Annotated in this window: 26 protein-coding genes; 21 read left to right on the forward strand and 5 right to left on the reverse strand. The window is 69.2% G+C overall.

Annotated features, from left to right (window positions below):
* Window positions 1-91 precede the first annotated feature (91 nt).
* On the forward strand, window positions 92-988 hold the full coding sequence (locus ABD679_RS14055) for a PhzF family phenazine biosynthesis protein (RefSeq protein WP_344760633.1): 897 nt from the start codon (window positions 92-94) through the stop codon (window positions 986-988).
* An 88-nt stretch (window positions 989-1,076) separates the two neighbouring features.
* Here ABD679_RS14055 and ABD679_RS14060 read toward each other — a convergent pair whose 3' ends face one another.
* Complete coding sequence (locus ABD679_RS14060; protein WP_344760634.1) at window positions 1,077-2,762, reverse strand: amidohydrolase; 1,686 nt, start codon at window positions 2,760-2,762, stop codon at window positions 1,077-1,079.
* 98 nt (window positions 2,763-2,860) lie between these two features.
* Window positions 2,861-3,295 carry an OsmC family protein gene (locus tag ABD679_RS14065; protein ID WP_344760635.1) on the reverse strand — a complete coding sequence of 145 codons (435 nt, stop codon included), beginning with the start codon at window positions 3,293-3,295 and terminating at the stop codon, window positions 2,861-2,863.
* 279 nt (window positions 3,296-3,574) lie between these two features.
* On the opposite strand from ABD679_RS14065, the gene fusA reads away from it, so the two are divergent.
* The 6 genes from fusA to ABD679_RS14095 all read left to right on the forward strand — a co-directional run bounded on the left by fusA (window position 3,575) and on the right by ABD679_RS14095 (window position 8,835).
* Window positions 3,575-5,638 (forward strand): elongation factor G, encoded by a 2,064-nt coding sequence (gene fusA, locus ABD679_RS14070; protein WP_344760636.1) that lies wholly within the window; start codon window positions 3,575-3,577, stop codon window positions 5,636-5,638.
* Window positions 5,639-5,937: 299 nt separating this feature from the next.
* Window positions 5,938-6,324: an HU family DNA-binding protein gene (locus ABD679_RS14075; protein ID WP_344760637.1), complete on the forward strand. Its 387-nt coding sequence runs from the start codon at window positions 5,938-5,940 to the stop codon at window positions 6,322-6,324.
* Between the two features lie 254 nt (window positions 6,325-6,578).
* Complete coding sequence (locus ABD679_RS14080) at window positions 6,579-7,214, forward strand: LysE family translocator (protein ID WP_344760638.1); 636 nt, start codon at window positions 6,579-6,581, stop codon at window positions 7,212-7,214.
* Window position 7,215: 1 nt separating this feature from the next.
* A complete protein-coding gene (locus tag ABD679_RS14085) occupies window positions 7,216-7,509 on the forward strand; it encodes a helix-hairpin-helix domain-containing protein (RefSeq protein WP_344760639.1) in 294 nt (97 codons plus the stop codon).
* A 113-nt stretch (window positions 7,510-7,622) separates the two neighbouring features.
* Window positions 7,623-8,054 (forward strand): hypothetical protein, encoded by a 432-nt coding sequence (locus tag ABD679_RS14090; protein WP_344760640.1) that lies wholly within the window; start codon window positions 7,623-7,625, stop codon window positions 8,052-8,054.
* 82 nt (window positions 8,055-8,136) lie between these two features.
* Complete coding sequence (locus ABD679_RS14095) at window positions 8,137-8,835, forward strand: hypothetical protein (protein WP_344760641.1); 699 nt, start codon at window positions 8,137-8,139, stop codon at window positions 8,833-8,835.
* An 89-nt stretch (window positions 8,836-8,924) separates the two neighbouring features.
* Here the strand turns inward: ABD679_RS14095 and ABD679_RS14100 are convergent, their stop codons facing one another.
* The 3 genes from ABD679_RS14100 to ABD679_RS14110 form a co-directional block, all read right to left on the reverse strand.
* Entirely contained in the window at window positions 8,925-11,153 is a 2,229-nt protein-coding gene (locus ABD679_RS14100) for a DUF5916 domain-containing protein (RefSeq protein ID WP_344760643.1), read from the reverse strand.
* Between the two features lie 202 nt (window positions 11,154-11,355).
* Window positions 11,356-11,826: an SET domain-containing protein gene (locus tag ABD679_RS14105; protein ID WP_344760645.1), complete on the reverse strand. Its 471-nt coding sequence runs from the start codon at window positions 11,824-11,826 to the stop codon at window positions 11,356-11,358.
* A gap of 93 nt (window positions 11,827-11,919) precedes the next feature.
* Window positions 11,920-12,162: a hypothetical protein gene (locus ABD679_RS14110; RefSeq protein WP_344760646.1), complete on the reverse strand. Its 243-nt coding sequence runs from the start codon at window positions 12,160-12,162 to the stop codon at window positions 11,920-11,922.
* Between the two features lie 222 nt (window positions 12,163-12,384).
* Between ABD679_RS14110 and ABD679_RS14115 the strand changes: the two genes are divergently transcribed.
* The 14 genes from ABD679_RS14115 to ABD679_RS14180 all read left to right on the forward strand — a co-directional run bounded on the left by ABD679_RS14115 (window position 12,385) and on the right by ABD679_RS14180 (window position 26,096).
* Window positions 12,385-12,852: an SUF system Fe-S cluster assembly regulator gene (locus tag ABD679_RS14115; RefSeq protein ID WP_344760647.1), complete on the forward strand. Its 468-nt coding sequence runs from the start codon at window positions 12,385-12,387 to the stop codon at window positions 12,850-12,852.
* Window positions 12,853-12,865: 13 nt separating this feature from the next.
* Window positions 12,866-14,308 carry a Fe-S cluster assembly protein SufB gene (gene sufB, locus ABD679_RS14120; RefSeq protein ID WP_344760648.1) on the forward strand — a complete coding sequence of 481 codons (1,443 nt, stop codon included), beginning with the start codon at window positions 12,866-12,868 and terminating at the stop codon, window positions 14,306-14,308.
* A complete protein-coding gene (locus ABD679_RS14125; protein ID WP_344760649.1) occupies window positions 14,305-14,706 on the forward strand; it encodes a lysozyme inhibitor LprI family protein in 402 nt (133 codons plus the stop codon). Before sufB ends, ABD679_RS14125 begins: the two co-directional genes overlap by 4 nt.
* A 37-nt stretch (window positions 14,707-14,743) precedes the next feature.
* Complete coding sequence (sufC, locus tag ABD679_RS14130) at window positions 14,744-15,508, forward strand: Fe-S cluster assembly ATPase SufC (RefSeq protein WP_344760650.1); 765 nt, start codon at window positions 14,744-14,746, stop codon at window positions 15,506-15,508.
* The gene (gene sufD, locus ABD679_RS14135; protein ID WP_344760651.1) at window positions 15,508-16,770 is read left to right on the forward strand and encodes a Fe-S cluster assembly protein SufD; all 1,263 of its coding nucleotides are present in this window, start codon (window positions 15,508-15,510) and stop codon (window positions 16,768-16,770) included. The genes sufC and sufD overlap by 1 nt, the downstream gene beginning before the upstream one ends.
* Window positions 16,767-18,020, forward strand: a complete 1,254-nt coding sequence (locus tag ABD679_RS14140; protein WP_344760652.1) for a cysteine desulfurase — start codon at window positions 16,767-16,769, stop codon at window positions 18,018-18,020. The genes sufD and ABD679_RS14140 overlap by 4 nt, the downstream gene beginning before the upstream one ends.
* A gap of 133 nt (window positions 18,021-18,153) precedes the next feature.
* Window positions 18,154-18,708, forward strand: coding sequence for a GNAT family N-acetyltransferase (locus tag ABD679_RS14145; protein ID WP_344760653.1), 555 nt, complete (start codon window positions 18,154-18,156; stop codon window positions 18,706-18,708).
* A 97-nt stretch (window positions 18,709-18,805) separates the two neighbouring features.
* A complete protein-coding gene (locus tag ABD679_RS14150) occupies window positions 18,806-19,126 on the forward strand; it encodes a non-heme iron oxygenase ferredoxin subunit (RefSeq protein WP_344760654.1) in 321 nt (106 codons plus the stop codon).
* 412 nt (window positions 19,127-19,538) lie between these two features.
* Complete coding sequence (locus tag ABD679_RS14155; protein ID WP_344760655.1) at window positions 19,539-21,890, forward strand: catecholate siderophore receptor Fiu; 2,352 nt, start codon at window positions 19,539-19,541, stop codon at window positions 21,888-21,890.
* A gap of 54 nt (window positions 21,891-21,944) precedes the next feature.
* On the forward strand, window positions 21,945-22,634 hold the full coding sequence (locus tag ABD679_RS14160) for a Fe2+-dependent dioxygenase (protein WP_344760656.1): 690 nt from the start codon (window positions 21,945-21,947) through the stop codon (window positions 22,632-22,634).
* Window positions 22,635-23,006: 372 nt separating this feature from the next.
* A complete protein-coding gene (locus ABD679_RS14165) occupies window positions 23,007-23,654 on the forward strand; it encodes a PepSY-associated TM helix domain-containing protein (RefSeq protein WP_344760657.1) in 648 nt (215 codons plus the stop codon).
* A 27-nt stretch (window positions 23,655-23,681) separates the two neighbouring features.
* Entirely contained in the window at window positions 23,682-24,197 is a 516-nt protein-coding gene (locus tag ABD679_RS14170; protein WP_344760658.1) for a DUF2271 domain-containing protein, read from the forward strand.
* 38 nt (window positions 24,198-24,235) lie between these two features.
* The gene (locus tag ABD679_RS14175; RefSeq protein WP_344760659.1) at window positions 24,236-25,075 is read left to right on the forward strand and encodes a DUF4198 domain-containing protein; all 840 of its coding nucleotides are present in this window, start codon (window positions 24,236-24,238) and stop codon (window positions 25,073-25,075) included.
* 106 nt (window positions 25,076-25,181) lie between these two features.
* The gene (locus tag ABD679_RS14180; RefSeq protein WP_344760869.1) at window positions 25,182-26,096 is read left to right on the forward strand and encodes an FAD:protein FMN transferase; all 915 of its coding nucleotides are present in this window, start codon (window positions 25,182-25,184) and stop codon (window positions 26,094-26,096) included.
* Window positions 26,097-26,105: the final 9 nt, after the last annotated feature.

A 26,105-nucleotide genomic window follows, 5' to 3' on the forward strand; every position in this document is an offset into this window, starting at 1 on the left:
AAGCCGCTCCTGCAAAGGGTTCCCCTGGTCCACGTGCGACGCTGGCCGCCTACACTTCCGGTCCGCTCGCCCCTTCCCCCAAGGATCGTCAATGGCCCTTCGCCCCTACCTGCAACTCGATGTCTTCGCCGACCGCCCCGGCGCCGGCAACCCGCTCGCCGTCGTGCTCGACGCGCAGGGCCTGGACGACGACGCGATGCAGGCCATCGCCCGCTGGACGCGACTGCCCGAAACCACCTTCGTCCTGCCCGCCACCACGCCCGATGCCGACTACCGGCTGCGCATCTTCAGCCCGCGCCACGAAGTGCCCTTCGCCGGACACCCCAGCGTCGGTACGGCGCACGCAGTACTCGAAGCCGGGCTGGCCGCGCCGCGCGACGGACTGCTGGTGCAGGAAGGCGCCGCCGGCAACCTGCCGCTGCGGGTGGAAGGCCGCGGATCCACGCGCACCATCGCCGTGCGCACGCCGCGGGCGCGGCAGGTCGAAATCGCCGACGCCTCCGACCCGCGCCTGCGCGACGCGCTGGCCGGCCTGCCGCAGGGTGCGCTGCCGCCGGCGCTGATGGACGGTGGCCGCCGCTGGTGGCTGGCGGAGCTGCGCGACGAGGCGGCTTTGCGCGCGGCGCAGCCCGACTGGGAAGCGATCGGCCAGCTTGCCGAGACGACCGCCAGCATGGGCCTGTGCGTGTTCGCGCGCAGCGACGACCCGGTCTACTACCTGGCCGTGCGCGCCTTCGTTGGCGCGCCGGCGCAGTTCGAGGATGCCGCCTCGGGCGCGGCCAACGCGACCCTGGCCGCGTGGCTGGCCTCGCAGGATGCGCTGCCCAGTCGAGCCTGCCCCGAGCCCAGTCGAAGGGGCCACTACCGCATCAGCCAGGGCCGCGAGGTCGGCCACGACGCGATCATCGAGCTGTTCGTGGACGGCGACGGCGAGGTGTGGTCGGGCGGGCGGGTGCAGACGGTGGTGAGCGGCCGGATCGACTGGTGACCGATGACTTGCAGGAGCGGCTTCAGCCGCGAGCTCTTGATTTCCGGAAAACCCCGAAGAGCTCGCGGCTGAAGCCGCTCCTACACGATTACAGCTTCGCGGCCTTGTCGGCCTCGTACACCGGCTTGCCGTCGAGCCAGGTCGATTCGATCTGCAGGTCGTCGAGTTGCGACGCGGGCACGGCCAGCGGATCCGCGGCGAGGATCACGAAGTCCGCGCGCAGCCCCGGTGCCAGCCTGCCGACTTCCTTCTCGTCGAAACCGGCGTACGCGGCGTCGGCGGTGAACCCGCGCAGCGCCTCGGCCGCGCTCAGGCGCTGGTCGGGCAGCCAGCCGCCCGGTGGCTGGCCGTCGCGGTCCTGGCGCGTGACCGCGGCGTACAGGCCCAGGCGCGGATCGGGCGATTCGACCGGGAAGTCCGAACCCAGCGCCAGGTGCGCGCCGCTGTGCAGGAAGCGCTGCCAGGCGTAGGCACCGAACAGACGCTCCTTGCCGAGGCGTTCCTCGGCCCACGGCATGTCGGAGGTGGCGTGGGTCGGCTGCATCGAGGCGATGATGCCCAGCGGTGCAAAGCGCGGGATGTCCTCGGGCGAGACGATCTGCGCATGCTCGACGCGCCAGCGGTGGTCGCTCTTCGCATCGTCGCCCAGCACGCGCTCGTAGGTGTCGACCACGATGCGGTTGCCGCGGTCGCCGATGGCGTGCGTGGCAACCTGCAGGTGGCAGCCCCTGGCCTTGCGCACGATGCCTTCGTAGGTTTCGGGGTCGGTAACCAGCAGGCCGCGGTTGCCCGGCTCGTCGCTGTAGTCGGCCAGCAGCGCGGCGCCGCGGCTGCCGAGCGCGCCGTCGATGAACAGCTTCACGCCGCGCATTTCCAGGCGACCGTCCGGATGGTGGTAGGCGCCGTGCTGGCACAGGTCGTCCAGGGCCTTGCTGTCGCCATTGGCGTAGGCGTCGATGCGCAGGGTCAATTTGCCGGCATCGGCAAACTGTCGGTACAGCGCGAGGTTGTCGGCCGACACGCCCATGTCGTGCACGCCCGTCAGTCCGTCCCGCGCGGCGGCGGCGAGTGCGCGTTCCAGCGCCTGCGTGCGGTAGGCGGCGTCCGGTTCCGGCAGCACCTTGCCGACCAGGTCCATGGCGCCGTCGACGAACACGCCGGTGGCCTTGCCGTCGGCGCGCAGGATGCGACCGCCGTCGGGCTGCCAGTCGCCGGCCAGCGATTCGCCGTCGGGCATCGCCGCCTCGACCGCCTTCATCGCCGCGCTGTTGGCCCAGCCGGCGTGGCCGTCGACGCGGTCGAGCCAGACCGGGCGGTCGGGGAACGCGGCGTCGAGGTCGGCGGCGGTGGGGAAGGTTTTTTCCGGCCAGTCGTTCTGGTCCCAGCCGTTGCCGAGCAGCCACGCGTCGTCCGGCAGGGTCTTTTCGTACGCGCGCAGCCGCGCGATCACCTCGGCCTTGTCGTTCGCGCCGACCAGGTCGGCCTGCATCAGCGCGTAGCCCAGGCCCATCAGGTGCCCGTGGGCGTCGATCAGGCCGGGCACCACGGTCGCGTCGCCGGCGTCGATGTGCTCGGCATCCGGATAGCGCGCCTGGAGATCGTCTGCATCGCCCACTGCCAGCACGCGTCCTGATTCGTCCCAGGCCATCGCCTGCGCCTGCGGCTGGTCGGGGTTGGACGTGTGGATATGCGCCGCGGTCAGCAGGTGGACATCGGCGGCCTGCGCGGTGGCGGCAAGGCAGCACAGGGTGGCGATGCAAGTGATACGGCGCATGCGGGTGGCTCCGGAAGGAATCGGACCACTATGCCGCCACATCGCGGACGCGGCAATGCGCTGCCCTGCGCACGCGGCGCAGGCCATCCGCGCAAGCGTCAGGCGAGCAGTTCCGCCTCGAGCGTGATCGGCACCGCCGACAGCGCCTTGGACACCGGGCAGTTCTGCTTCGCGTCGTCGGCGATGGCGCGGAACTTCGCCTCGTCGATCCCCGGCACCTTGGCCTTCATCTGCAGGCGGATCCCGCTGATGGTGGGGCCGCCTTCCATCGACAGCTCGACGTCGGCGCGCGTATCCACCGCGTCCGGGGCGTGCCCGGCCTGCGCCAGCGCGTTCGACAGCGCCATGGTGAAGCAGGCCGCGTGCGCGGCGGCGATCAGTTCCTCCGGATTGGTGCCCTTCTTGTCGCCGAAGCGGGTGTTGAAGCCGTACGCGGTGTCGGCCATCAGTCCGCTTTGCGGTGTGCTGATGGTGCCGCCTCCGGTCTTGAGGTCGCCGGACCAGTGGGCGGTGGCGTGGCGGGTGGTGGCCATGGGTGCGTCTCCGATGCATTCGCGTGGGAACGGCAGGTTAGCCAGCGCCGCGTGATGCGCGCGTTCGCTTTGCTGCGCCGCAACGGGACGCTGCGTCCGGCGCCGCGCTATCGTCCCCGTCCCGCCATGACCGCCCGCCGAGCGCGCAGCTCGGTCGACGCGCTTCCCCAGCGGACAGCCATGACGTCGCACCCGGATCCGCGCCGGCAAGCGCCCGCGGATTCGTCCGAGGGCATCGGCCCCGCGCCGGGCCCTCCCGCACGACGGAGGAAATGGCTCATGCCGTACTCGACAGCAGACATCCGCAACGTGGCCCTCGCGGGCCATCCAGGCGCCGGCAAGACCACCCTGTTCGAAGCCCTGCTGCATGCCGGCGGCGCCATCCAGTCGGCAGGCACGGTCGAACGCGGCAATACCGTCTCCGACTTCGACCCGATGGAGAAGGCGCGCGGCCACTCCATCGACGCGGCGATCGCCGCCATCGACCACGTCGCCGCGTCGAAGCAGTCGATCCACGTCAACCTGGTCGACACCCCCGGCTATCCCGATTTCCGCGGCCCCACGCTGTCCGCGCTGGCGGCGGTGGAAACCGTGGCGATCGTCGTCGACGCCGACCGCGGCGTCGAACACGGCACCCGCCGGATGATGGAGCGCGCGCGCCAGCGCGGGCTGTGCCGGGTGGTGGTGGTCAACAAGATCGACCACGAGGCCGCCGACTGCGCGCGCGTGCTGGAAGAGCTGCGCGAGGAATTCGGCCCCGAGCTGCTGCCGCTCAACCTGCCGGCCGACAACGGCAAGGCGGTGGTGGACTGCTTCGGGCAGGAGGCCGGCGAAAGCGACCTGGGCCCTGTCGCCGACTGGCACCGCAGGATCCTCGACCAGGTGGTCGAGGTCGACGAATCGGTCATGGACCGCTATCTCGACCAGGGCGAAGGCGGCCTCTCCGGCGCCCAGCTGCACGACGCGTTCGAACAGTGCCTGCGCGAGGGACACCTGGTGCCGGTGTGCTTCACCTCGGCGCGCGACGGCACCGGCGTGCGCAAGCTGCTGGACGCGGCCGAGCGCCTGTTCCCGCATCCCGGCGAGGCCAATCCGCCGCCTTTCGTGAAGGGCACGGGCGCAGGCGCGCGGCCGGTCGAAGCGCGCCCCGATCCCGGCGCGCACGTGATCGCCGACGTGTTCCGCATCATCAACGACCCGTTCGTCGGCAAGCTCGGCATCTTCCGCGTCTACCAGGGCACGGTGCGCAAGGACTCGCAGCTGTTCATCGACGACGGGAGGAAGCCGTTCAAGGTCGCGCACCTGTTCCGGATCCAGGGCAAGGACCACGTCGAGGTCGAGCAGGCGATTCCCGGTGACATCGCCGCGGTAGCCAAGATCGAGGACGTGCACTTCGACGCGGTGCTGCACGACTCGCACGACGAGGACGCCATCCGCCTGGCGCCGCCGGACTTCCCGCGGCCGATGTTCGGGCTGGCGATCGAGGCCGGCAGCAAGGGCCAGGAGCAGAAGCTCGGCGCCGCGCTGCACAAGCTGGCCGAGGAGGACCCCTGCTTCGAGGTCGAGCACCTGGCCGACACCAACGAAACCGTGGTCCGCGGCCTGTCCGACCTGCACCTGCGCATCAACCTGGAGCGGCTGAAGGAGCGCCACGGCATCGAGGTCGCCACGCACCCGCCGCGCATCGCCTTCCGCGAGACCGTGTCGGCGAAGGCCGAAGGCCACCACCGCCACAAGAAGCAGACCGGCGGCGCCGGCCAGTTCGGCGAGGTGTTCCTGCGCATCGAACCGCTGCCGCGCGGCGCCGGCTTCGAGTTCGTCGACGAGATCAAGGGCGGGACCATCCCCGGCCAGTTCCTGCCGGCCGTGGAAAAGGGCGTGCGCCAGGTACTCGACGGCGGCGCCATCGCCGGCTATCCGATGCAGGACGTGCGCGTGGTGGTCTACGACGGCAAGCACCACCCGGTCGACAGCAAGGAGGTGGCCTTCGTCGCGGCCGGCCGCAAGGCCTTCCTCGACGCCATCGGCAAGGCCCGGCCGCAGGTGCTCGAACCGATCGTCGACCTGGACGTGAATGCGCCCGAGCAGCACATGGGCGACATCAGCGGCGGGCTGGCGAGCAAGCGCGCGCGCATCAACGGCACCGACTCGCTGCGCGGCGGCGAGATCGTGGTCAAGGCGCAGGTGCCGCTGTCGGAGCTGGAGGGCTATGCGGCGGAGCTCAAGTCCGTGACCGCCGGACGCGGGCGCTATTCACTGGATTTCAGCCATTACGCACCGGTGCCTGCGCAGGTGCAGCAGAAACTCGTGGAGGCATACAGGCCACGCCACGAGGACGATTGAGCTGCCGATGGTGGCCGCGTCACGACCTCCTGCACTACATCAACATCGTCGCCTTCGCCCCTGCCGGGAAAGGATGCGCGGCCCGCGCCGGATCGACGGATGCCTCCGGCCGACCGCCCGGTCGCTCCGACCCGCACGCCGCGACACCCGCTTCCGGGCCGCCGCGACCGCCGCGCACCCCTGAAAAAAAGCGTCTTTTTTGCCGCAAGGGACTTGGCGCCACGTATTTCTTGCCCTACATTGCGCTTGCCGACGGGTTCGGCCCATCAATCAACCAACGAATACGGAACCACACACACATGGCGAAGAAAGCGAAAAAGGCAGCCAAGAAGGCTGCACCGAAGAAGGCCGCCGCCAAGCCGGCCGCGCCGAAGCCGATCAAGGAAGCCCTGACCAAGTCGGGCCTGGTCGCCCACATCGCCAACGCTACCGGCGTTGCCGCCAAGGACGTTCGCGCCGTGATGGCCTCGCTGGAAAGCGCCGTGCACGGCTCCGTCAGCAAGAAGGGCGTGGGTGCGTTCACCCTGCCGGGCCTGCTGAAGATCACCGCCGTCAACGTGCCGGCCAAGCCGCGCCGCAAGGGCATCAACCCCTTCACCAAGGAAGAGCAGTGGTTCGCCGCCAAGCCCGCCTCGGTCAAGGTCAAGGTGCGCCCGCTCAAGAAGCTCAAGGACGCTGCCTCCTGATCCAGGCAAGCACGTGACGGAGGCGCGGCTTGCCGCGTCTCCTGCGAAAGGCCGGATGCATTCCTTCAGGATGCTCCGGCCTTTTTCATTCCGTCGGCAACAAACTGGAACGGTGCATCCGGGTACGCCCATTCACTGCGACGCGCCCCGGACGTAGACTCGCCGGTGCCGCCAGCGCCGATGGCCGATGACCCGGCGCATGCCGGCATGCCGTCGACCCGCGTCGGCATCCACAGCCGGCGCCGGAGCACACCATGACCCCACTGTTCGATGTCCCCACCCTGCTCGCCTATCTCGCGGCGGCGACGATCCTGGTGCTGATCCCCGGGCCCGGTACCGCCTGGGTCGTCGCGCAGACAGTCGCCGGTGGAACGCGTCGCGGATTGCACGCGGGGCTCGGGCTCGAAACCGCGACCCTCATCCACGCTACTGCGGCAGGCCTCGGCCTGTCGGCGTTGCTGGCGACGTCGGCGCTGGCCTTCGAACTGCTCAAGTACGCCGGCGCCGCCTATCTGGTCTGGCTCGGCATCAAGGCCTGGCGCGAGGGCGGCGACGTGCAGGCGGCGTCCGCGGCGCCGCGCGCGACCGCGCACGTCTTTCGCCGCTCGGTGGTCACGGGCGTACTCAACCCGAAGGTGGCGCTGTTCTTCCTGGCGTTCCTGCCGCAGTTCGTGCACCCCGAGCGCGGCATGGCCTGGCTGCAGTTCCTGGTGCTGGGCGCCCTGCTGTCGGCGATCGGCTTCGCCAACAGCGCGACCCTGGCATTCCTGGTCGGCCGCTTCGGCCATCGGCGCGCGGGCAGTCCGCGCCTGGCACGCTGGCGACAGCGCGCGATCGGCACCGTCTTCCTCGGCATCGGCCTGCGCCTGGCACTGCAGCAGCGCGGCTGACGTGGCCAAGGCGCGCACCGCAGGCGAGGCCAGGAAGCTGGCCGACATCCCCAACATCGGCCCGGCGATGGTCGAGGACTTCCGCAACATCGGCATCGAACAGCCCGCGCAGCTCGCCGGCAAGGATCCCTACACGCTGTACGAGCGCCTGTGCGCGGTCACCGATGTGCGCCACGATCCCTGCGTCATCGATACCTTCATCAGCGCGGTACGCTTCATGGAAGGCGCGCCGCCGCATCCGTGGTGGCACTACACGGACGAGCGCAAGCACCAGCTGGCGGCGATCCGGCGCTGACCCGGACGGGTTGCACGCCCCTGACGCATCCATCGACGCGACCCGGCGCGCGGAGTAGCATCGCCGCGACATCGTTGCCGCCGCACGATGCAATACCTGCGAGGGAGCACGCCGTGGACAAGCGCTTCTGGGTTTGTGGACTGGTCATGTCGGTCGCGGCGCTGCTGCTCGGCTTCGTCATCCACGGCCTGCTGCTGGCCCCGGATTACGCCGCGCTCGGCCCGATGTTCCGCAGCGACGATGACGGCCGCCACTACGCGCACTGGATGGTGCTGGCGCACGTGCTGATCGGCTTCGCGATGACCTGGATCTACGCACAGGGCTTTTCCGAAGGCCGCGCATCGTTGCTGCAGGGCCTGCGCTTCGGCGTCGCGATGGCGCTGTTCTCGACGATCCCCGGCTACCTGATCTACTACGCGGTGCAGCCGCTTCCGGGCGGGCTTGTCGCCAGGCAGCTGGTGCTGGGCACGATCGCGACCGTCCTGCTCGGCCTGCTCGTGGCGTGGCTGCAGCCGCGGCGCAAGGTGCTCCGGGAGCTGCCCTGACGCCGCGTTCAGGTCGCATGCGTAGGGTGCGAACCGTGCGTGCCACGGCACGCCCTCCATTCGATCCGTCGAGGTTGCTTCCATGCCCGCCACGTCGAAACCGCTCCTGACCCTGTGCGCCCTGGCTGGCGCCCTCGTGCTGTCCGCATGCGGCGAACGGCCCGCCGCAGATGCCGCGCCGTCCACCTCGCAGGACCAGGCCGAAGCCCTGCCGGGACCCGAACAGTTCGACGGCTCGATCACCGGCATGTCCGCGCGCCCGGGTCCGGGCAACGTACCGCTGTCCGGCGAACCCCCGCCGCCCGTGGTCGCCGAGCCCGCCGACGAGGTGGACCTGCTCAACCCGGAAACCGGCATGCTCCCCGGCGCGCCGGCCGACGCCGACGCGCAGACCGGCATGCCCGCCGAACCCACGCCGCAGGACGCGGTCGCGGTGGTCCGCGACTACTACGCCGCGATCGGCGCCGGCAGCTACGCGCGCGCCTATGCGATGTGGTCTGACGGCGGCCGCGCCAGCAAGCAGACGCCGCAACAGTTCGCCGACGGCTTCGCGGACACCGCGGACGTGGTTGCCACCCTGGGCGAACCAACCCGCGAGGATCCCGGCGCCGGCCAGCGCTACATCCAGGTCCCGGCCAGCATCACCGCCACCCGTACCGATGGCAGCGTGCACCGCTACGCCGGCACCTACACCCTGCATCGCACCGTGGTCGACGGCGCGACCGACGAGCAGCGCGCGTGGCGGATTGCTTCGGCGGATCTGCGTGAGGTGCGGGAGTAGGCGGGACTCGGGACTCGGGACTCGGGACTCGGGACTCGGGACTCGGGACTGCGGGATTTTAATCCTTGGTTCCCGGCCACCGCCCTGCCCTAGATCTCGAACCGGTAACTGAGCTTCACCAGCAACTGCTCGTCGTCGCGCAGGTCGAAGCTGTCGCGCAGGCCGTCGAAGGGATCCTCGGAGAACGGATTCTCGCGATAGCCGCCACGGCCGTAGACCACGTACAGGTAGGACAGCGGCGCCAGTTCGTAGCGGTAGCGGATCTGGAAGCCGAGGTTGCGCACGCTGAAGTCTTCGACCGGATCATCGCTGGGCATCGCGTTGCCCGACCCATCCACGCGCCAGCCCTGCCGCGCGCGGGCGTCGATGGCCAGCGTCTGCAGCTTCACGCGCAGCTCCTGGCGGCTGCCGATGCTCCAGTCCAGACCCGCGTTGAAGTGCCACTCGCGGCCTTCGAAGCTGCCGATCAGGTTGTCGTGCTGCCATACCAGCCAGTCCGGCGTGTGGTTCATGTAGACGCCAGCGTTGATGCTGAACGCGTCGGTGACGAAGTAGGTGGGTTCGAATTCGGCCTCGTAGCCGATCTTGTCGTTGCCGGCCAGGCCGCCGCTCATCGCGACCAGCGAAAGGTCGTACGCCCAGTTGCCCTTGCGCGGACGGTTGTACTCGAAGACCGCGTTGAAGTTCGCCGGCAGCTCCACGACGCCATGGCCGCGCGTGAGCAGGTCGTCCACGCCCGAGCTGTTGATATTGGTCGTGATGTACTCGCTGCTGCCGTTGCGCAGCTCGCTGTTGCGGCTGAGCCGCAGCTGGTCGCGCAGCAGCTGGCCGTGGTCGTTGGTGATCCGGCTGACGCGCCAGCGCCAGTCCTTGGAGGCATAGCGCGAATCCTCCGGCAGCCCGGTGAAGCGGCGCGCGACTTCCCAATGGCCGTAATTCAGGTCGTTCTGCGACAGGTAGCCGAGGTCGTTGATCTGGAGTTCGTCGCCGAAATGCATCGCGATCCACTGCTGGCGCCAGCCGCCATCCATTTCGTAGTCGGCCCAGATCGAGGCGCCGAGATCGTCCGATTCCCCACCCGCCTGGCGGATCCGGCTGCCGAACAGACGGCTGCGGATGTTCCAGCGCGGCGTCGGGCGCCAGTTGTGGTCGATGCCCAGCACGGTCGCCTCGCGGTCCAGATACGGGCGGTCCACCTGGGTGAGCATCAGCCCCAGGTTCTGGGTATCGAAGCCGCGCACCAGCCGCAGCGCGCCGAACGTGCGCCCCGCCTCGCCGGATTCATCGGCGGCGAACACACCGTACTTGGTGTCGCCGAAACTGCCGTTGAGCTTGACCGCCGCGGTGATGTCGCCGGAGCCTTCGCCATCGTCGGCCGGGCCGCCGACGCGGCGGGTGTACAGCAGCTGGCTGTAGTCCGACGGCGTGGTGTATTCGAAGATGCCCTGGTTTTCGGTGAAGAACGGGCGCTTGTCGCTGATGAAGGTCTCGGTGGCGTCGAAGTTGACCACCAGGTCGTCGCTCTCGACCTGGCCGAAATCCGGGTTGATCGTGGCGGTGAGCTGGAACTGGCCATTCGGCTTCCAGAAGATGTCGGCGCCGCCGTCAAAGTCGCTGCGGCCGCCGACGTTGTCGTACAACCCCGACACGTACGGCGTGACCGCCAGCAGCGACTGGCTGTACAGCGGCACCTCCAGCGGCTCGAACCCGGACAGGAAACGCGACTGTTTGAAGCTCACCGCCGGCCACGCCACCCGCTCGCCGGTGGAGCCGACGACACGGTCGACGTAGACCCTGATCCTGCGCTCGCCGTTGCTGCCCTCGCGCATCGGCGCGATGTACCAGGGGATCAGGATCTCCGCCGACCAGCCTTCGGCATCGTTGCTGGTGGCGTGCTTCCAGTTGCCGTCCCAGTCCTTGTTGAACTGCGTCTCGTTGGTGACCACGGCGTCGAACACGCCGTCGGTGGAGCTGACGGTGAAGTTGTAGCCGGTGCGGCCGTCGCCGTCGAAGTCGACCATCAGGTTGACCCGGTCGACCTGCTCCTCGAAGTCGCGCCTCACCCGCTGGTTGGTGCGCGGCACCGATGCCGGCTGGGTATTGCGGAAGGCGACCGCCAGCCCCTCGGGCGTGGCCAGGATCCAGGCCTCGGTCGGCAGCGAGGCCGGCTGGCCCGACAGCGGCTGCACCTTGCGGAAGTCGGTGACGTGGTGCGCGCCCTCCCACTCGGCCGGGTCGATACGGCCGTCGATGTCCACCGCGAACGCAGGCACGGACAGCAACGTCGGCAACGCAAGGGCAAGGCGGGCAACGCGCATCGGGATTTCCGTCTCGTGCGGGGCGTTCTCCCCGGTTGCACGCACGGTATCGGCGCGGTGCGGCGCAACCTACTGGCACAAGTCATGCAAACCTTTCACCCACCGACGGCATCCGCAACGCGGAAGCCCGCCGAGGCGGGCTTCCAGATCGATGAATGCGACTGGCTTCGCAGGCCCGCATCGCGCGGGCCCGGGCGATGCCTCAGCGCTTGGGCTGGAGCATCGTGCCGGTGCAGTTCTTCGACCCGCACTTGCAACCCCACAGCTTCTTCAGCTTGGCGGTGTGCGGCTCGTCGAGGGTGATGCCGTAGTTGTAGGTCAGCTCCTCGCCGGGCTTGATCTTGCGGATCGCCTCGATGAACACCTTGTCCTTGTGGCGCTTGCCCTTCGGATTTTCCTCGATCACCGCCTCGCAGTTGGGCTTGCAGCTGTGGTTGATCCAGCGCGCGATGTTGCCCCCGCTGTTGGCGTCGATGACGTAGTCGTCGTTGAGGGTGAACAGGAAGGTGTGGCCGTCCTCGTCCTGGTCGCCGTATTCCTCGTCGACCTCGTCATGGGTGCGCAGCAGGCCCTTGTAGCGGACGATGCGCTCGCCCTTCTCGATGGCCTCGGTGGCGAACACGCCGTTGCCGTGGATGGGAGAAAGGCGTGCGGCGATTTTCTTCTTGGGCATTGCGTGGTTCCGGACGACGGCGGGAAGCCACGGATTATGGCCCATCCCGCCGCCGCGCCGCCCCCTTGCGTGGACGTGCGCGCCACCGCCGCGTCAGAAGATGGCGTGCCAGGCCCCGGTCCAGTACAGCGCCATGCCCAGGCCCAGCGCGATCCACGCCATCGACTTGAGCCCGCGCCACATCCGCCATGCGACGAAAATCGCAGCGATCGCCAGCAGCCAGCGCAACAGCTGTCCGCGGCCGGCATTGCCGGGCAGCGCGGTGGCGCGTTCGACCAGCTGGCCGGCGACGCCCTGCAGGGTGGTTTCGAAGGCACTGCGGGTCCGGGTGTGCATGGCGGGCTCCTGTGTGTTCCAGGGAGGGAACACAACCCATTGTCCGCACCGCCCCGGCCCGCGCCAGGCGCGATCGTCAGCCATCGGGGATGACAGCCGTCATTGCTGGCCTTCGGACGGCCCGGCCACGCGTGCGCGGAGGCTTGAACCGGCCGCAGGCGAAAGAGTACAATTTCGGTCCTGATTGAAGACAGCCAGAAGCCGCGCGCTTCGAGCCACGCCATGCTCCGGGTCACCAAACTCACCGACTACGCAACCGTCGTCCTCACCGTCCTGGCGAGCGATCCCGACGTGGTCGCCAGCGCCGCCGGCCTGGCCGAGCGCGCCGGCCTGGAAGCGCCCACGGTCGCCAAGCTGCTCAAGCCGCTGGCCCAGGCCGGGCTGGTCGAGGCCTTCCGCGGCGCCAACGGCGGCTACCGGCTGTCGCGGCCGGCGGAAGACATCTCGCTGTTCGAGGTCGTCGAGGCGATGGAAGGCCCGCTCGGCATGACCGAATGCAGCGTCCACAGCGGCAGCTGCGGCATCGAGGACTCCTGCCACGTGCGCGCCAACTGGCGCCGCATCAACGACGTCGTCGCCGATGCGCTGCGCGGCGTGACCCTCGCGCAGATGCTGTCCCCACTCCCCATTTCCCCTTCCGGCAAGCCCTCCGGCAAGCGCGCAATCCCCGCACGCCTGACCGCCAGCTGACGCAGGACCCCACATGTCCGTCGAAAACGCAGAAATCATCGAACAGCTCGGCCGCCGCTACTCGGCCGGCTTCATCACCGACATCGAGTCGGACAGCTTCGCGCCCGGCCTGTCCGAGGATGTCGTGCGTGCGCTGTCGGCGAAGAAGGAAGAGCCCGAGTGGATGGCCGACTGGCGCGTGGCCGCCTACCGCCACTGGCTGACCATGCCGGTACCGCACTGGGCGAAGCTGAAGATCGCGCCGATCGACTTCCAGGCCATCAGCTACTACTCCGCGCCCAAGGGCCCGAAGTACAAGTCGCTCGACGACGTGCCCAAGGAGCTGCTCGACACCTACGACAAGCTCGGCGTGCCGCTGCACGAGCGGGCGAAGCTCGCCGGCGTGGCCGTGGACGCGGTGTTCGACTCGGTCTCGGTCGGCACCACCTTCCGCAAGGAACTGGCCGACAAGGGCATCATCTTCTGCTCGATGTCCGAGGCCATCAAGGACCATCCGGAGCTGGTGAAGCAGTACCTGGGCAGCGTGGTGCCGCCGGGCGACAACTACTTCGCCGCGCTGAATTCCGCAGTGTTTTCCGACGGCTCGTTCGTGTTCATCCCGGCGGGCGTGAAGTGCCCGATGGAGCTGAGCACCTACTTCCGCATCAACGCCGGCCATACCGGCCAGTTCGAGCGCACCCTGATCATCTGCGAGGACCGCGGCCACGTCTCCTACCTGGAAGGCTGCACCGCGCCGATGCGCGACGAGAACCAGCTGCACGCGGCGGTGGTGGAGCTGGTGGCGCTCGAGGATGCGGAGATCAAGTACTCGACCGTGCAGAACTGGTACCCGGGCGACGAGGAAGGCCGCGGCGGCATCTACAACTTCGTCACCAAGCGCGCCGAATGCCGCGGCGACCGCAGCAAGGTCACCTGGACCCAGGTCGAGACCGGCTCGGCGATCACCTGGAAGTACCCCAGTTGCGTGCTGCTGGGCGACGACTCGACCGGCGAATTCCATTCGGTCGCACTCACCCACCACCGCCAGCAGGCCGACACCGGCACCAAGATGATCCACGTCGGCAAGCGCACCAAGAGCAAGATCATCAGCAAGGGCATCAGCGCCGGCCGCGGCCAGAACACCTACCGCGGCCTGGTCAAGGTCGCCGCCTCGGCGGACGGCGCGCGCAATTACACCCAGTGCGACTCGTTGCTGATCGGCAAGCGCTGCGGCGCGCACACCTTCCCCTACATCGAGGTGAAGAACCCCGGCGCCACCGTCGAGCACGAGGCCACCACCTCGAAGATCTCCGACGACCAGATGTTCTATTGCCGTTCGCGCGGGATCTCGCAGGAGGACGCGGTGAGCCTGATCGTCGACGGCTTCTGCAAGCAGGTGTTCCGCGAGCTGCCGATGGAGTTCGCGGTGGAGGCGAAGAAGCTGCTGGAAGTGTCGCTGGAGGGATCGGTCGGATGATCCGTTTCCTGCTCCTGCTCACCCTTGTCGTCCCTGCCGCCATGGCGCAGGAGGCCGCATGCAACCCGGAAGGCAGCCAGGCCGAAATGAACCGGTGCGCCCTGGATGACCTCGACCAGGCCGATGCGGAGCTCAATTCCGCTTATGCGCGGATCGTGGCGACGATGAAGAACGAACCGGTGGCGCTCCAGCGCCTCAGAACCGCACAACGGCTGTGGATACAGCTGCGCGACGCCGACCTTGCCGCGCAGTTCCCTCTGGCCGACGGCCAGGACGCCCGGCTGGAGTACGGCTCGATCTACCCGCTCGAATACGCCAGCGCCAAAGCCGAGCTCACGCGCCAACGCACCGCGTACCTGCGCGGGCAGTTTTCCGCGCAGCCTGATGACGGCCGCTGATTACGCTCCCACCCCCTGTCTTCCTGAAGCCCAAGCCATGCTCAAGATCGAGAACCTCCACGCCACCGTCGCCGGCCGCGAAATCCTCAAGGGACTCACGCTCGACGTGAAGCCCGGTGAAGTCCACGCCATCATGGGCCCCAACGGCGCCGGAAAGTCGACGCTCGGCAACATCCTCGCGGGCCGCGACGGCTACGAGATCACCGAAGGCAGCGTGCAGTACGACGGCCGCGACCTGCTGGAACTGGAGCCAGAGGAACGCGCCGCCGCCGGCGTGTTCCTCGCCTTCCAGTATCCGGTCGAGATCCCGGGCGTGAACAACACCTACTTCCTGCGCAGCGCGCTCAACGCACAACGCAAGCTGCGCGGCGAGCCGGAACTGGACTCGATGCAGTTCCTCAAGATCGTCCGCGAGAAGCTCGCGGTCCTGCACCTGGACGACCAGCTGCTGCACCGTGGCGTCAACGAGGGATTCTCCGGCGGCGAGAAGAAGCGCAACGAGATCTTCCAGATGGCAGTGCTGGAGCCGAAGCTGGCGATCCTTGACGAAACCGATTCCGGCCTGGACATCGACGCACTGAAGAACGTCGCCGAAGGCGTGAACGCACTGCGCTCGCCGGATCGCGCGTTCCTGCTGATCACCCACTACCAGCGCCTGCTGGACTACATCAAGCCGGACGTCGTGCACGTGCTGGCCGATGGCCGCATCGTCGAGAGCGGCGGGCCGGAGCTGGCGCTGGAGCTCGAAGCGCACGGCTACGCGTGGATCAAGGACCGCGTCACGCCGGAAGCGGTGGCCTGATGGCTACCCTGCTCGATTCGCTCGCCGCCGGCTTCGAAGGCGACAACGCCGGCAAGGCGGCGCTGGATGCGATCGTCAGCGATGGCCTGCCGGGCCCGCGCAGCGAGGCGTGGAAGTACACTCCGCTGCGCGCGCTGGAGCGGCGTGCCTTTGCGCCCGCCGAAGCGGGTGTCGCGGCATTCGACCCGGCATTGATCGCCAGCATCCCGGCGCCGCGGCTGGTGTTCGTCAACGGCGTCCATGACCCCGCGCACTCCGACCTCGACGCACTGCCCGAGGGCGTCACGCTGTCGCCGCAAGGCGTCGGCGACGCAACGCGCGAAACCGACGCAGACGATGGCGCGCGCAACCGCAGCGACGACGTGTTCGCCCGCCTCAATGCCGCGCTGGCACGAACCGGCGCGGCAGTCCGCGTCGAGGCCGGCGTGCAGGTCGAACCCCCGCTGCACCTGGTCTTCATCGGCGCCCCTTCGGACGCCGACCGCGCATGGCACCTGCGTCACACCATCGAGATCGGCGAAGGCGCCTCGCTGGTGCTCGCCGAACACCACCTGGCCGCAGGCACGCACCGCCACCTCGACACCGCCACGCTCTCGCTGCGGCTCGGAGCGCGCGCGCACCTGCGCCATGCCCGCGTCCACGATGCCGCGGACGGCGCGACCAGCTTCCTGCGCACCGACGCCGTACTCGCCGGGGACGCCGGATACCGGCGCCTGGACCTGGAACTGGGCGCCGCGCTGTCACGCCACGAGTTCAACGTGCGCCTGCTCGGCGACCGCGCGCGCGTGGTCGCCAACGGCGTGCTGCTGGCCACCGGCAAGCGCCACCTCGACACCCGCCTGGGTATCGAGCACGTCGCCCGCGACACTGCCTGCGAGCTGACCTGGCGCGGCATCGGCGCCGGCCGCGGCCGCGCGGTGTTCCACGGCGGCATCACCATCCACGAGGGCGCGGACGGCAGCGACGCCAACCTGTCGAACAAGAACCTGCTGCTGTCCGAGGGCGCGGAGATCGACACCCAGCCGGTGCTGGTGATCCATGCCGACGAGGTCAAGGCCGCGCACGGCGCCACCGTCGGCCAGCTCGACCCGACCGCGATGTTCTACCTGCGCTCGCGCGGCCTGCCGGAAGCCGATGCGCGCCGCCTGCTGACCGCAGCCTTCGTGCGCGAGCCGCTGGGCGTGATCGCCTCCGACACCCTGCGCGACGCGCTGGAGGTCCGGCTCGATGCGGCGTTGGCGTCGCTGGTGGGCGACGCATGACGCCCGCCACCGGCGCCCGACCAGCGGACGGCGGCCCGGTCGACTGGGCGCGGGTGCGCGACGATTTCCCGCTGCTGCAGCGGCAGGTCAACGGCAAGCCGCTGGTCTATTTCGATTCCGCCAACACCGGGCAGAAGCCTGCGGCGGTGATCGAGGCGGTCAACGATTTCTATCGCCAGCACAACGCCAACGTCAGCCGCGCCGTGCACACCCTCGGCGGCGAGGCGACGGAACTCTACGAGAGCGCGCGACGCAAGCTGGCGCGCTTCACCAACGTACGCCCCGAGGAAGTCGTGCTGTGCAGCGGCACCACCTTCGCGATCAATCTGGTCGCCTACTCGTGGGCGCTGCCGCGGCTGAAGGCCGGCGACACGATCCTGCTCACGCGCATGGAGCACCACGCCAACATCGTGCCCTGGCAGCTGGTGGCACAGCGCACCGGCACGCGGATCGAGGTGGTCGAACTGCTGCCCGACGGATCGCTCGACCTCGACATGCTGCGCGCGAAGATGACCGCGGACGTGAAGCTGCTCGCCGTCGCCCACGTCAGCAACGTGCTGGGCACGGTCAATCCCGTGCGCGAGATCTGCCGCGAGGCGCACCGCCACGGCATCGTCACCGTCGTGGACGGCTCGCAGGCGATGCCGCACCGCCCGGTCGACATCGCCGCGATCGGCTGCGACTTCTACGCGCTGACCGGCCACAAGATGTGCGGCCCCACCGGCACCGGCGCGCTGTGGGCGCGCCGCCAGCACCTGGAGGCGATGCCGCCGTTCATCGGCGGCGGCGAAATGATCAAGGAGGTGCGCTTCGACGGCACCGTGTTCAACGACGCGCCGCAGAAGTTCGAGGCCGGCACGCCCAACATCGCCGGCTTCGCCGGGCTGGGCGCGGCGGTCGACTATCTCGACGCGCTGGGCATGGCCAACGTGGAAGCGCGCGAACAGGCGCTGCTGGCGCACCTGGAGGAGGAGCTGGCGAAGATCGACGGCCTGCGCGTCTACGGCACCGCGCCCGGAAAGGCGGCGGTCGTCTCGTTCCTGGTGGAAGGCGCGCACGCGCACGACCTGGCCACCCTGCTCGACATCGAAGGCGTGGCGATCCGCTCCGGCCAGCACTGCGCGCATCCGCTGCTGCAGTGGTTCGGGATCGGCACCACCTGCCGCGCGTCGCTGGCGTTCTACAACACGCACGGGGAGATCGAGGCCTTCGTCGCCGCGCTGCGCAAGGTGCGCGGGCTGCTGGGCTGAAGCCGGCCACCGTTGTAGGAGCCGCTTCAGCCGCGAGCTCTTGCCTTTGCCCCCTCTCTGTTCTTCGCAGCGTGAACAAAAGCTCGCGGCTGAAGCCGCTCCTGCAAGTGGCTGTGGAAAAATCAGGGCTGCCATGACCGAACTCACCTTCCGCAACGCCACCGCCGCCGACGTCGACGCCCTCGTCGCGCTGGTCACCTCCGCCTACCGCGGCGAGTCCAGCCGCGCCGGCTGGACCACCGAGGCCGACTTCCTCGACGGCAATCGCATCGACGCCGAGGTGCTGCGCGCCGACATCGAGCGTCCGCGCAGCCGCGTCGTACTCGCCGAACGCGATGACGCCCCCGGTCCCGGTCCCGGGCCGGGGCAGAGGCTGCTGGCCTGCGCGCATGTCGCCGACGAGGGCGGCCACGGCTATTTCGGCATGTTCGCCGTGGTGCCGGGGCTGCAGGGCGTCGGCATCGGCAAGGCGCTGCTGGCCGAATGCGAGCGCATCGCGCGCGAGGAATGGCGGCTGCCGGACATGCGCATGACCGTGATCGACATCCGCGACGAACTGATCGCCTTCTATGCGCGCCGCGGCTACCGCCGTACCGGCGTGTACAGGCCGTTCCCGCACGGCGACGAACGCTTCGGCATCCCCAGGCGCGACGACCTGCGCTTCGAGGTCCTGGAGAAGACACTGTAGGGCCGGCTCCAGTCGCGATCCTGGCTGCCATGCGGGCCTCAAAGGCTCGCGGCACGAACCGCTCCTACAATCGCCATACCCGACACGAGCTGCTGCCATGTCCGACTGGATCCGCGTCTGCGCCACCTCCGAACTGCTTCCCGGCGAAACCGCCGTGGCCTGGGACGGCGACACGCCGATCATCGTGTTCAACGTCGACGGCGACTTCTACGCGCTGGAGGACCGCTGCAGCCACGAGGACTTCGAACTCTCGGCGGGCGAGTTCAACGGCGGCGACGGCACGATCGAATGCACCCTGCACGGCGCCAGGTTCGACGTCCGCGACGGCCGTGCGCTGTGCGCGCCGGCATACGCGCCGGTGGCGAAGTTCCCGGTGAAGGTCGAGGACGGCGCGGTCTGGACGCGCGACGACCGCTAGGGCCTGCGGTCCCCTCCCCGCAATGCTGTTGTCCACTGCAGGAGCGGCTTCAGCCGCAAGCTCGGGAGACTGGCGCCGGCGCACGACGTCCCTCACGGACCATCGGGAAAAACTCGCGGCTGAAGGCGCCCCTGCAACAGCCCGCGTAATGCGACAGGGCGCACCCTGTATGCGTTGCCGATGAGAAAAGCATTGCGAATCATTATCGTTTGCGGTTGAATACGCGCACCCCGCCGCCCTCTCCGGCCGCCGGCACCCGCGAAAGACCCGGGCCGGCTCCGCAGTCCGCGTCGAAATCCAAGCCGCCCCCAGCCCGCCACAGGCCCGCTACGAGGTTCCGGATGCCCGCCACCTCCCGCCCGTTCGCGCGTGCGCGTCCGGCCGGCTCCCCCACATCGCAACGAAAGACACCATGGCCCACATCAAGAGTCGCAAGCACGCCGTTCCGTCCACGAAGTCGTCGCAATCCGTCACCGCCGCCACCCTGCTGACCGGGCTGGCGCTGGGGCTGCCGGCCAGCGCCGCGGCAGCCGATGCCGCCGCCGGTCCCGAGCCGGAGCTGCAGGCCACGACCCTCGACAAGGTCGAAGTGCACGGCCTGAACAGCTTCGTGGTCTCGCCCAAGTTCACCCAGACCCTGCAGGACACGCCGCAGACCATCGAGGTGCTCGGCAAGGAACTGCTGCAGCAGCAGGGGGCCACCACGCTGACCGAGGCGCTGCGCAACAGCCCCGGCGTGGGCACCTTCTATGCCGGCGAGAACGGCAACACCACCACCGGCGACGCGCTGTACATGCGCGGCTTCGACACTTCCAGCAGCATCTTCGTCGACGGCGCACGCGACCTCGGCGCGGTGTCGCGCGACCTGTTCAACATCGAGCAGGTGGAAGTGGTGAAGGGCCCGGCCGGCACCGACACCGGCCGTTCGGCGCCGACCGGCGCGATCAACATGGTGTCCAAGCAGGCCAACCTGCTCGGCGCGACCTCCGCCAGCGTTTCGGCCGGCAGCGACGGCCAGCAGCGCGCCACCGCCGACTGGAACACCCGGCTGGGCGACACCAGCGCGCTGCGCCTGAACGCGATGTGGCAGGACAGCGACGTCGCCGGCCGCGACCACGTCAACAACTCGCGCTGGGGCATCGCGCCGTCGCTGGGCTTCGGCCTGGGCACCGACACCCGCGTGTTCCTCAACCTGCTGTACGTGAAGCAGGACAACGTGCCCGACGGCTTCGTGCCGACCATCGGCCTGCCGAGCTGGGTGCCGCAGCCGGGCCTGGAGCAGCTCGCCGGGCACCCGGTCGACCCGGAGAACTTCTACGGCAGCCGCCTCGACCACGATGACGTGACCGCGCAAATGGCCACCGTGCGTTTCGAACATGACTTCTCCGACACGGTGAAGCTCAGCAATACCCTGCGCTGGGGCAAAACCGAGCAGGACTACCTGCTGACCGCGTTCATGACCACCGGCGGCAACGCCGACAACGAGCAGGCCGGCAACATCCGCTGGACCGACAAGGACGACCTGTCCACCTACACCCTGCTGCGCGGCAACCTCAACACCCGCGACCAGCAGAACAAGATCCTCACCGACCAGCTGAACCTGCGCGCGGACTTCAGCACCGGCGCCGTGGACCACTTCCTCAGCACCGGCCTGGAACTGACCCGCGAGGAGCAGACCGCCCACGGCATTGCCACCACCGGCAGCCTCGCTCCGACCAGCCTCTACCACCCCAGCTGGAACGACGTCGGCGACGTGGCCTACGACCGCAGCGGCGCGGTCGCCAACGGCCGCACCGACACCGCGGCGCTGTACGTGTTCGACACGCTGAAGTTCGGCGAGAACTTCCTGCTCACCGCCGGCGTCCGCGCCGACCACTACACCACCGATTACGACGCCACCGCCGTGTGCAACACGCCGGGCACCAGCGGCGGCAGTGGCCGCGGCATCGTGTACTGCGACGCCGCGCCCGTCGGCAGCCTTGTGTCCACCGCCGACCTGAAGTCCTCCGACACCCTGCTCAACTATAAGATCGGGGCGGTGTACAAGCCGGTGGAAGCGGTGAGCCTCTACGCCAACGCCGCGCTCTCGCAACAGCCTCCCGGCGGCGCCAACTTCAGCCTCAGCACCGCCGCCAACAGCGCCGACAACATCAACAACGATCCGCAGAAGGCCAGGACCTACGAGGTCGGCACCAAGTGGATGCTGGCCGAGAGCGGCCTGGCGCTGAACCTGGCCCTGTTCCAGACCAACGTGACCAACGAGATCGCCCCGGACGCCGATGCACCGGGCGGCTATTCGCAGACCGGCGAGAAGCGCGTGCAGGGCGTCGAGATCTCCGCGGTCGGCAACATCACCGACAACTGGAATCTTTCGCTGGGTTACCTGCACCAGAACGCCAAGGTCAAGGAAGGCTCCAACCTGGCCGCGGACGGCACCAATAACCTGACCTACACGCCGGACGAGGCGGTCACCAGCTGGACGACGTACCAGTTCCCGTTCGGCCTGACCATCGGCGGCGGCGTGCGCTACACCTCGCGCCTGCACAGGGGCACCGATGGCGCGGTCGGCACGCCGGAGTACACCAAGTCGTGGACGGTGTACGACGCGGTGGTCTCGTACGCCATCAACGACAACGTCAGCCTGCGCCTGAACGGGTACAACCTGTTCGACAAGCAGTACGTCACCGCGATCAACAAGAGCGGCTACCGCTACACTCCGGGGGCGCCGCGCACGTTCCTGCTCAGCGCCGACTTCCGCTTCTGATCCACTGCGCGCCGGGGCATCCGTGCCCCGGCCGCGGCCGAGGGAACACCCGCCATGCTGCTGCACGTCCCCGCCATCCTCGACGCCGCGCAGGTCGCCCGCTTCCGCAAGGCGCTCGACGGCGGCGAATGGATCGACGGCAAGGCAACGGTCGGCGCGCAGGGCGCGCAGGTCAAGCGCAACCAGCAGCTGGCCGACGGCTCGCCGCTGGCGCGCGAACTCGGCGCCGCGGTACTCGCGGCACTGGCCGCCAGCCCGCTCTACCACGCCGCGGCGCTGCCGCTGCGCACGCTGCCGCCGCGCTTCAACCGCTACCAGGGCGGCGGCACGTACGGCATGCACGTGGACGGCTCGGTAATGCACGTCGCCCGGCCCGGCCAGCCGCCGGACACGATGCGTACCGACATCTCCTGCACGCTGTTCCTGTGCGAGCCGGACGAATACGACGGCGGCGAACTGGTCATCCACGACACCTACGGCGAGCACGAAGTCAAGCTGCCGGCCGGCGACGTGATCCTCTATCCGTCCAGCAGCCTGCACCGGGTGGAGCCGGTGACCCGCGGCGCGCGACTGGCGTCGTTCTTCTGGGTCCAGAGCCTGGTCCGCGACGACGCCCGGCGAAGGATGCTGTTCGAACTCGACGCATCGATCCAGAGCCTGACCCGGTCCGGCGCCGACCGCGCGGTGCTGCTGCAGCTGACCGGCGTGTACCACAACCTGCTGCGGCAGTGGGCCGAGACCTGAGGAAAGGCAGTCCGCCACGACTGCGCGCAGGTCCGGCGAAAACCTCTTCTCCTGGTAGCTTCCAGCGCGAAAACACGGCGACGGCGAACCGCCGGTGAGGCGTCCCGGTCGGGGCATGCGTAAAGCAGGTTATGGCGGCCTGCGGCGGCGAGTCGGGCATGGATGTCTGACCGAGCCGGGGAGCATGCCCCGGCCGGGACGACGCTGCTTCCGGAGGTGGCGCGTCAACCACGGCCGCTTGCGGCCGTTCGCTCCCCCACCCTTAACAGCCAGGGGCGCTCGTACACCCGCCCCGTAAGAGACCGGCGCAATTTTGAGAATGATTCTCATCCATACCCTATAATGCCGCTCTTTGCCCCCGGAACCGCCTCCTTGCCATCCTCCGCCTCCACAGCCACGGACCCCGGCACCGGCCAGCAGCGCCGCGGCTTCTGGCTGCGCACCCTGCACCAGTGGCACTGGATCAGCTCGGCCGTCTGCCTGGTCGGGATGCTGCTGTTCGCGGTGACCGGCATCACCCTCAACCACGCGGCGAAGATCGAAGGCAATCCGCAGGTGGCCAACCAGACCGCCACCCTGCCGGCACCGCTGCTGCAGGGACTGGCAGGGCCGGAGGAAGGCAAGGCGCCCCTGCCCGCCGGCGTGTCCGGCTGGCTCGACGACACGCTGGGCACTTCGATCGGCAGCCGCGAGGCCGAGTGGTCCGGGGACGAGGTCTACCTGTCGATGCCCGGTCCCGGCGCCGACGCCTGGCTGAGCATCCAGCGCGAGGACGGCGCGGTCGAATTCGAGCGCACCGACCGCGGCTGGGTCTCGTATCTCAATGACCTGCACAAGGGCCGCAACGCCGGCCCGGCCTGGGGCTGGTTCATCGACGTGTTCGCCATCGCCTGCGTGGTGTTCACCGTCACCGGCCTGTTCCTGCTGCAGATGCACGCGCGCCAGCGCCGCATGACCTGGCCCTACGTGGGACTCGGGCTGCTGGTGCCGGTCCTGCTCGCCCTGATCTTCATCCACTGAAACCCATCCAATACCGACGAGGTCCCCATGCGCGTCACGCTCACCATCGCTCTCAGCGGCCTGCTGGCCGTGCCGGCCTATGCCGCGGAATTCGACGTCGACGTCCAGATCCCGCAGATGCGGGTCGCCGAGTACCACCGGCCCTACGTCGCGGTCTGGATCGAGGGCGCGGACAACAAGGCAGCCGCCAACCTCGCCGTCTGGTACCAGGACAAGGACACCAAGGAAGGCCACGGCACCAAGTGGCTGCCCGACCTGCGCCAGTGGTGGCGCCGCTCGGGCCGCACGCTGGACCTGCCGGTGGACGGCGTCACCGGCCCCACCCGCCCGGCCGGCGAGCACGCGCTGAACTTCGATACCTCCGACCCGCGGCTGGCCAGGCTCGCTCCCGGCAGCTACACGCTGGTGGTCGAGGCGGTCCGCGAAGTCGGCGGCCGCGAACTGCTCAAGATCCCCTTCACCTGGCCGGCGACCGCACCGCAGTCGGGCAAGGCGCAGGGCAAGACCGAACTCGGCGCCGTCGCGCTGACGATCACGCCCTGAGCGCCGCACACCTTTCCATCCACGTTCCGGAGAACACCATGAAGCGTTCCCTCGTCCTCGCGCTCGCCCTGGCCGCCGCGCTCCCCATCACCGCCTCGGCGCACAAGCAGTGGCTGGTGCCTTCCGTCACCGTGGTCGCCGGCGAAGGCGAACGCTGGGTGACGGTCGATGCCGCGGTGTCCAACGACCTGTTCTATCCGGATTTCGTGCCGGTGAAGCTGGACAACATCAGCGTCATCGCCCCGGACGGCAGCGTCGGCAAGCCCGAGAACGGCGCCACGCTGAAGACCCGCAGCGTGTTCGACGTCAACCTCGCCCAGCAGGGCACCTACCGCATCGCCAACGTCAACGAGGGCCTTTCGGCGCGCTGGGGCGAGCGCCCGGCGCCCGGCAGCAAGCCGCCTGCCGATCCCAAGGCATCCGGCTCCCTGCGCAGCGTGACGGTCGAGGAACTGCCCACGAAGATCCCGACGGGTGCGAAGAACGTCGAAATCACCGAGACCCTGTCGCGGATCGAGACGTTCATCACCAACGGCGAACCGACCCCGGTCAAGCCGACCGGCAAGGGCCTGGAACTGGTGCCTTCGACCCACCCCAACGACCTGTTCGCGGGCGAGGAGGCCAGGTTCCAGCTACAGCTCGACGGCAAGCCGGCGGCGGATCTGGATGTCTTGATCGTGCGTGGCGCCACCCGTTACCGCAACGCGCAGGACGAGATCCGGGTCACCAGCGATGCCAACGGCGAGTTCAGCGTGACCTGGCCCGAGCCGGGCATGTACTGGCTGCAGGCGCGCGCGCAGGACAAGAACACCAGCGTCAAGGAAGCCAACGCACGCCGCCTGAGCTACGTCGCCACGCTGGAAGTGCTGCCGCAGTAAGGCTTTCCGGCCGCGCCATCGTGTTCCGCTGGCGCGACCGGTTCCGAACTTGAACACCGTAACCGCCACCGGCGACCGCGTCGCCCACACCCTCTACGGCGAAACCATGGGCACCCGCTGGCGCGTGTGCCTGGTCGCCGGCGCGCGCGTGTCGCTGCCGCCGCTGCACGATGCCGTGCAGGCCACACTCGACGGCATCGTCGCGCAGATGAGCACGTGGGAAGCCGACTCGGACATCAGTCGCTACAACCGCTCCGGCGCGGGAAGCTGGCAACCGCTGCCGTGCCCGTTCTTCGACGTACTGCGCTGCGCGCTGGAGATCGCCGAAGCCAGCGGCGGCGCCTACGACCCCACCATCGGCCCGCTGGTCGATCTGTGGGGATTCGGCGCCGGTGGCCGCGGCCCGCGCGTGCCCGAAGCCGACGAGATCGAAGCGGTGCGCGCGCGCATCGGCTGGCAGCGGATCGCGCTGCGCGGCGATCCACCGGAAGTCCTGCAGCCGGGCGACGCCGCGCTCGACCTGTCGGCGATCGCCAAGGGTCACGGCGTGGACGCGGTCGCCGCGTGCCTGCGCGCGCACGGCATCGACAATGTCCTGGTCGACGTCGGAGGCGAGCTGTCCGGCTTCGGTCGCAAGCCCGACGGCATGCCCTGGCGCGTGCTGGTCGAGGCCGCGCCCGACCAGGCGGACGACGTGCCCTGCGTGCTGCCGCTGGACGGCATCGCCGTCGCTACCTCCGGCGTGCACTGGCACCGCTTCGAACGCGACGGCAGGACCTACGCGCACACGCTCGACCCGCGCACCGGCACACCGGTCGAACGCGCGCCCGCCGCCGTCACCGTGATCGCCGGCGACGCCATGCACGCCGACGCCTGGGCAACCGCGCTGACGGTGATGGGATTCGGGGAAGGCTTCGCCTTCGCCACCGCGCACGGACTGGCGGCGCGCTTCGTCGCCGCGGAAGGCGGCGACGACGCAATCCGGATGACTGCCCCGTTCCGGGAGCGGCTTGCATCGTGAGTCCGGCCG

Origin of the sequence: Luteimonas lutimaris, from assembly GCF_039537065.1 — a bacterium.
Classification (GTDB): domain Bacteria; phylum Pseudomonadota; class Gammaproteobacteria; order Xanthomonadales; family Xanthomonadaceae; genus Luteimonas; species Luteimonas lutimaris.

Bases quoted from the DNA above. Each gene is read 5' to 3' on its own strand.
- ABD679_RS14055 (WP_344760633.1), top strand. From the start codon at position 92: ATGGCCCTTCGCCCCTACCTGCAACTCGATGTCTTCGCCGACCGCCCC.
- ABD679_RS14060 (WP_344760634.1), bottom strand. From the start codon at position 2,762: ATGCGCCGTATCACTTGCATCGCCACCCTGTGCTGCCTTGCCGCCACC.
- ABD679_RS14065 (WP_344760635.1), bottom strand. From the start codon at position 3,295: ATGGCCACCACCCGCCACGCCACCGCCCACTGGTCCGGCGACCTCAAG.
- fusA (WP_344760636.1), top strand. From the start codon at position 3,575: ATGCCGTACTCGACAGCAGACATCCGCAACGTGGCCCTCGCGGGCCAT.
- ABD679_RS14075 (WP_344760637.1), top strand. From the start codon at position 5,938: ATGGCGAAGAAAGCGAAAAAGGCAGCCAAGAAGGCTGCACCGAAGAAG.
- ABD679_RS14080 (WP_344760638.1), top strand. From the start codon at position 6,579: ATGACCCCACTGTTCGATGTCCCCACCCTGCTCGCCTATCTCGCGGCG.
- ABD679_RS14095 (WP_344760641.1), top strand. From the start codon at position 8,137: ATGCCCGCCACGTCGAAACCGCTCCTGACCCTGTGCGCCCTGGCTGGC.
- ABD679_RS14100 (WP_344760643.1), bottom strand. From the start codon at position 11,153: ATGCGCGTTGCCCGCCTTGCCCTTGCGTTGCCGACGTTGCTGTCCGTG.
- ABD679_RS14105 (WP_344760645.1), bottom strand. From the start codon at position 11,826: ATGCCCAAGAAGAAAATCGCCGCACGCCTTTCTCCCATCCACGGCAAC.
- ABD679_RS14110 (WP_344760646.1), bottom strand. From the start codon at position 12,162: ATGCACACCCGGACCCGCAGTGCCTTCGAAACCACCCTGCAGGGCGTC.
- ABD679_RS14115 (WP_344760647.1), top strand. From the start codon at position 12,385: ATGCTCCGGGTCACCAAACTCACCGACTACGCAACCGTCGTCCTCACC.
- sufB (WP_344760648.1), top strand. From the start codon at position 12,866: ATGTCCGTCGAAAACGCAGAAATCATCGAACAGCTCGGCCGCCGCTAC.
- ABD679_RS14125 (WP_344760649.1), top strand. From the start codon at position 14,305: ATGATCCGTTTCCTGCTCCTGCTCACCCTTGTCGTCCCTGCCGCCATG.
- sufC (WP_344760650.1), top strand. From the start codon at position 14,744: ATGCTCAAGATCGAGAACCTCCACGCCACCGTCGCCGGCCGCGAAATC.
- sufD (WP_344760651.1), top strand. From the start codon at position 15,508: ATGGCTACCCTGCTCGATTCGCTCGCCGCCGGCTTCGAAGGCGACAAC.
- ABD679_RS14140 (WP_344760652.1), top strand. From the start codon at position 16,767: ATGACGCCCGCCACCGGCGCCCGACCAGCGGACGGCGGCCCGGTCGAC.
- ABD679_RS14145 (WP_344760653.1), top strand. From the start codon at position 18,154: ATGACCGAACTCACCTTCCGCAACGCCACCGCCGCCGACGTCGACGCC.
- ABD679_RS14150 (WP_344760654.1), top strand. From the start codon at position 18,806: ATGTCCGACTGGATCCGCGTCTGCGCCACCTCCGAACTGCTTCCCGGC.
- ABD679_RS14155 (WP_344760655.1), top strand. From the start codon at position 19,539: ATGGCCCACATCAAGAGTCGCAAGCACGCCGTTCCGTCCACGAAGTCG.
- ABD679_RS14160 (WP_344760656.1), top strand. From the start codon at position 21,945: ATGCTGCTGCACGTCCCCGCCATCCTCGACGCCGCGCAGGTCGCCCGC.
- ABD679_RS14170 (WP_344760658.1), top strand. From the start codon at position 23,682: ATGCGCGTCACGCTCACCATCGCTCTCAGCGGCCTGCTGGCCGTGCCG.
- ABD679_RS14175 (WP_344760659.1), top strand. From the start codon at position 24,236: ATGAAGCGTTCCCTCGTCCTCGCGCTCGCCCTGGCCGCCGCGCTCCCC.
- ABD679_RS14180 (WP_344760869.1), top strand. From the start codon at position 25,182: ATGGGCACCCGCTGGCGCGTGTGCCTGGTCGCCGGCGCGCGCGTGTCG.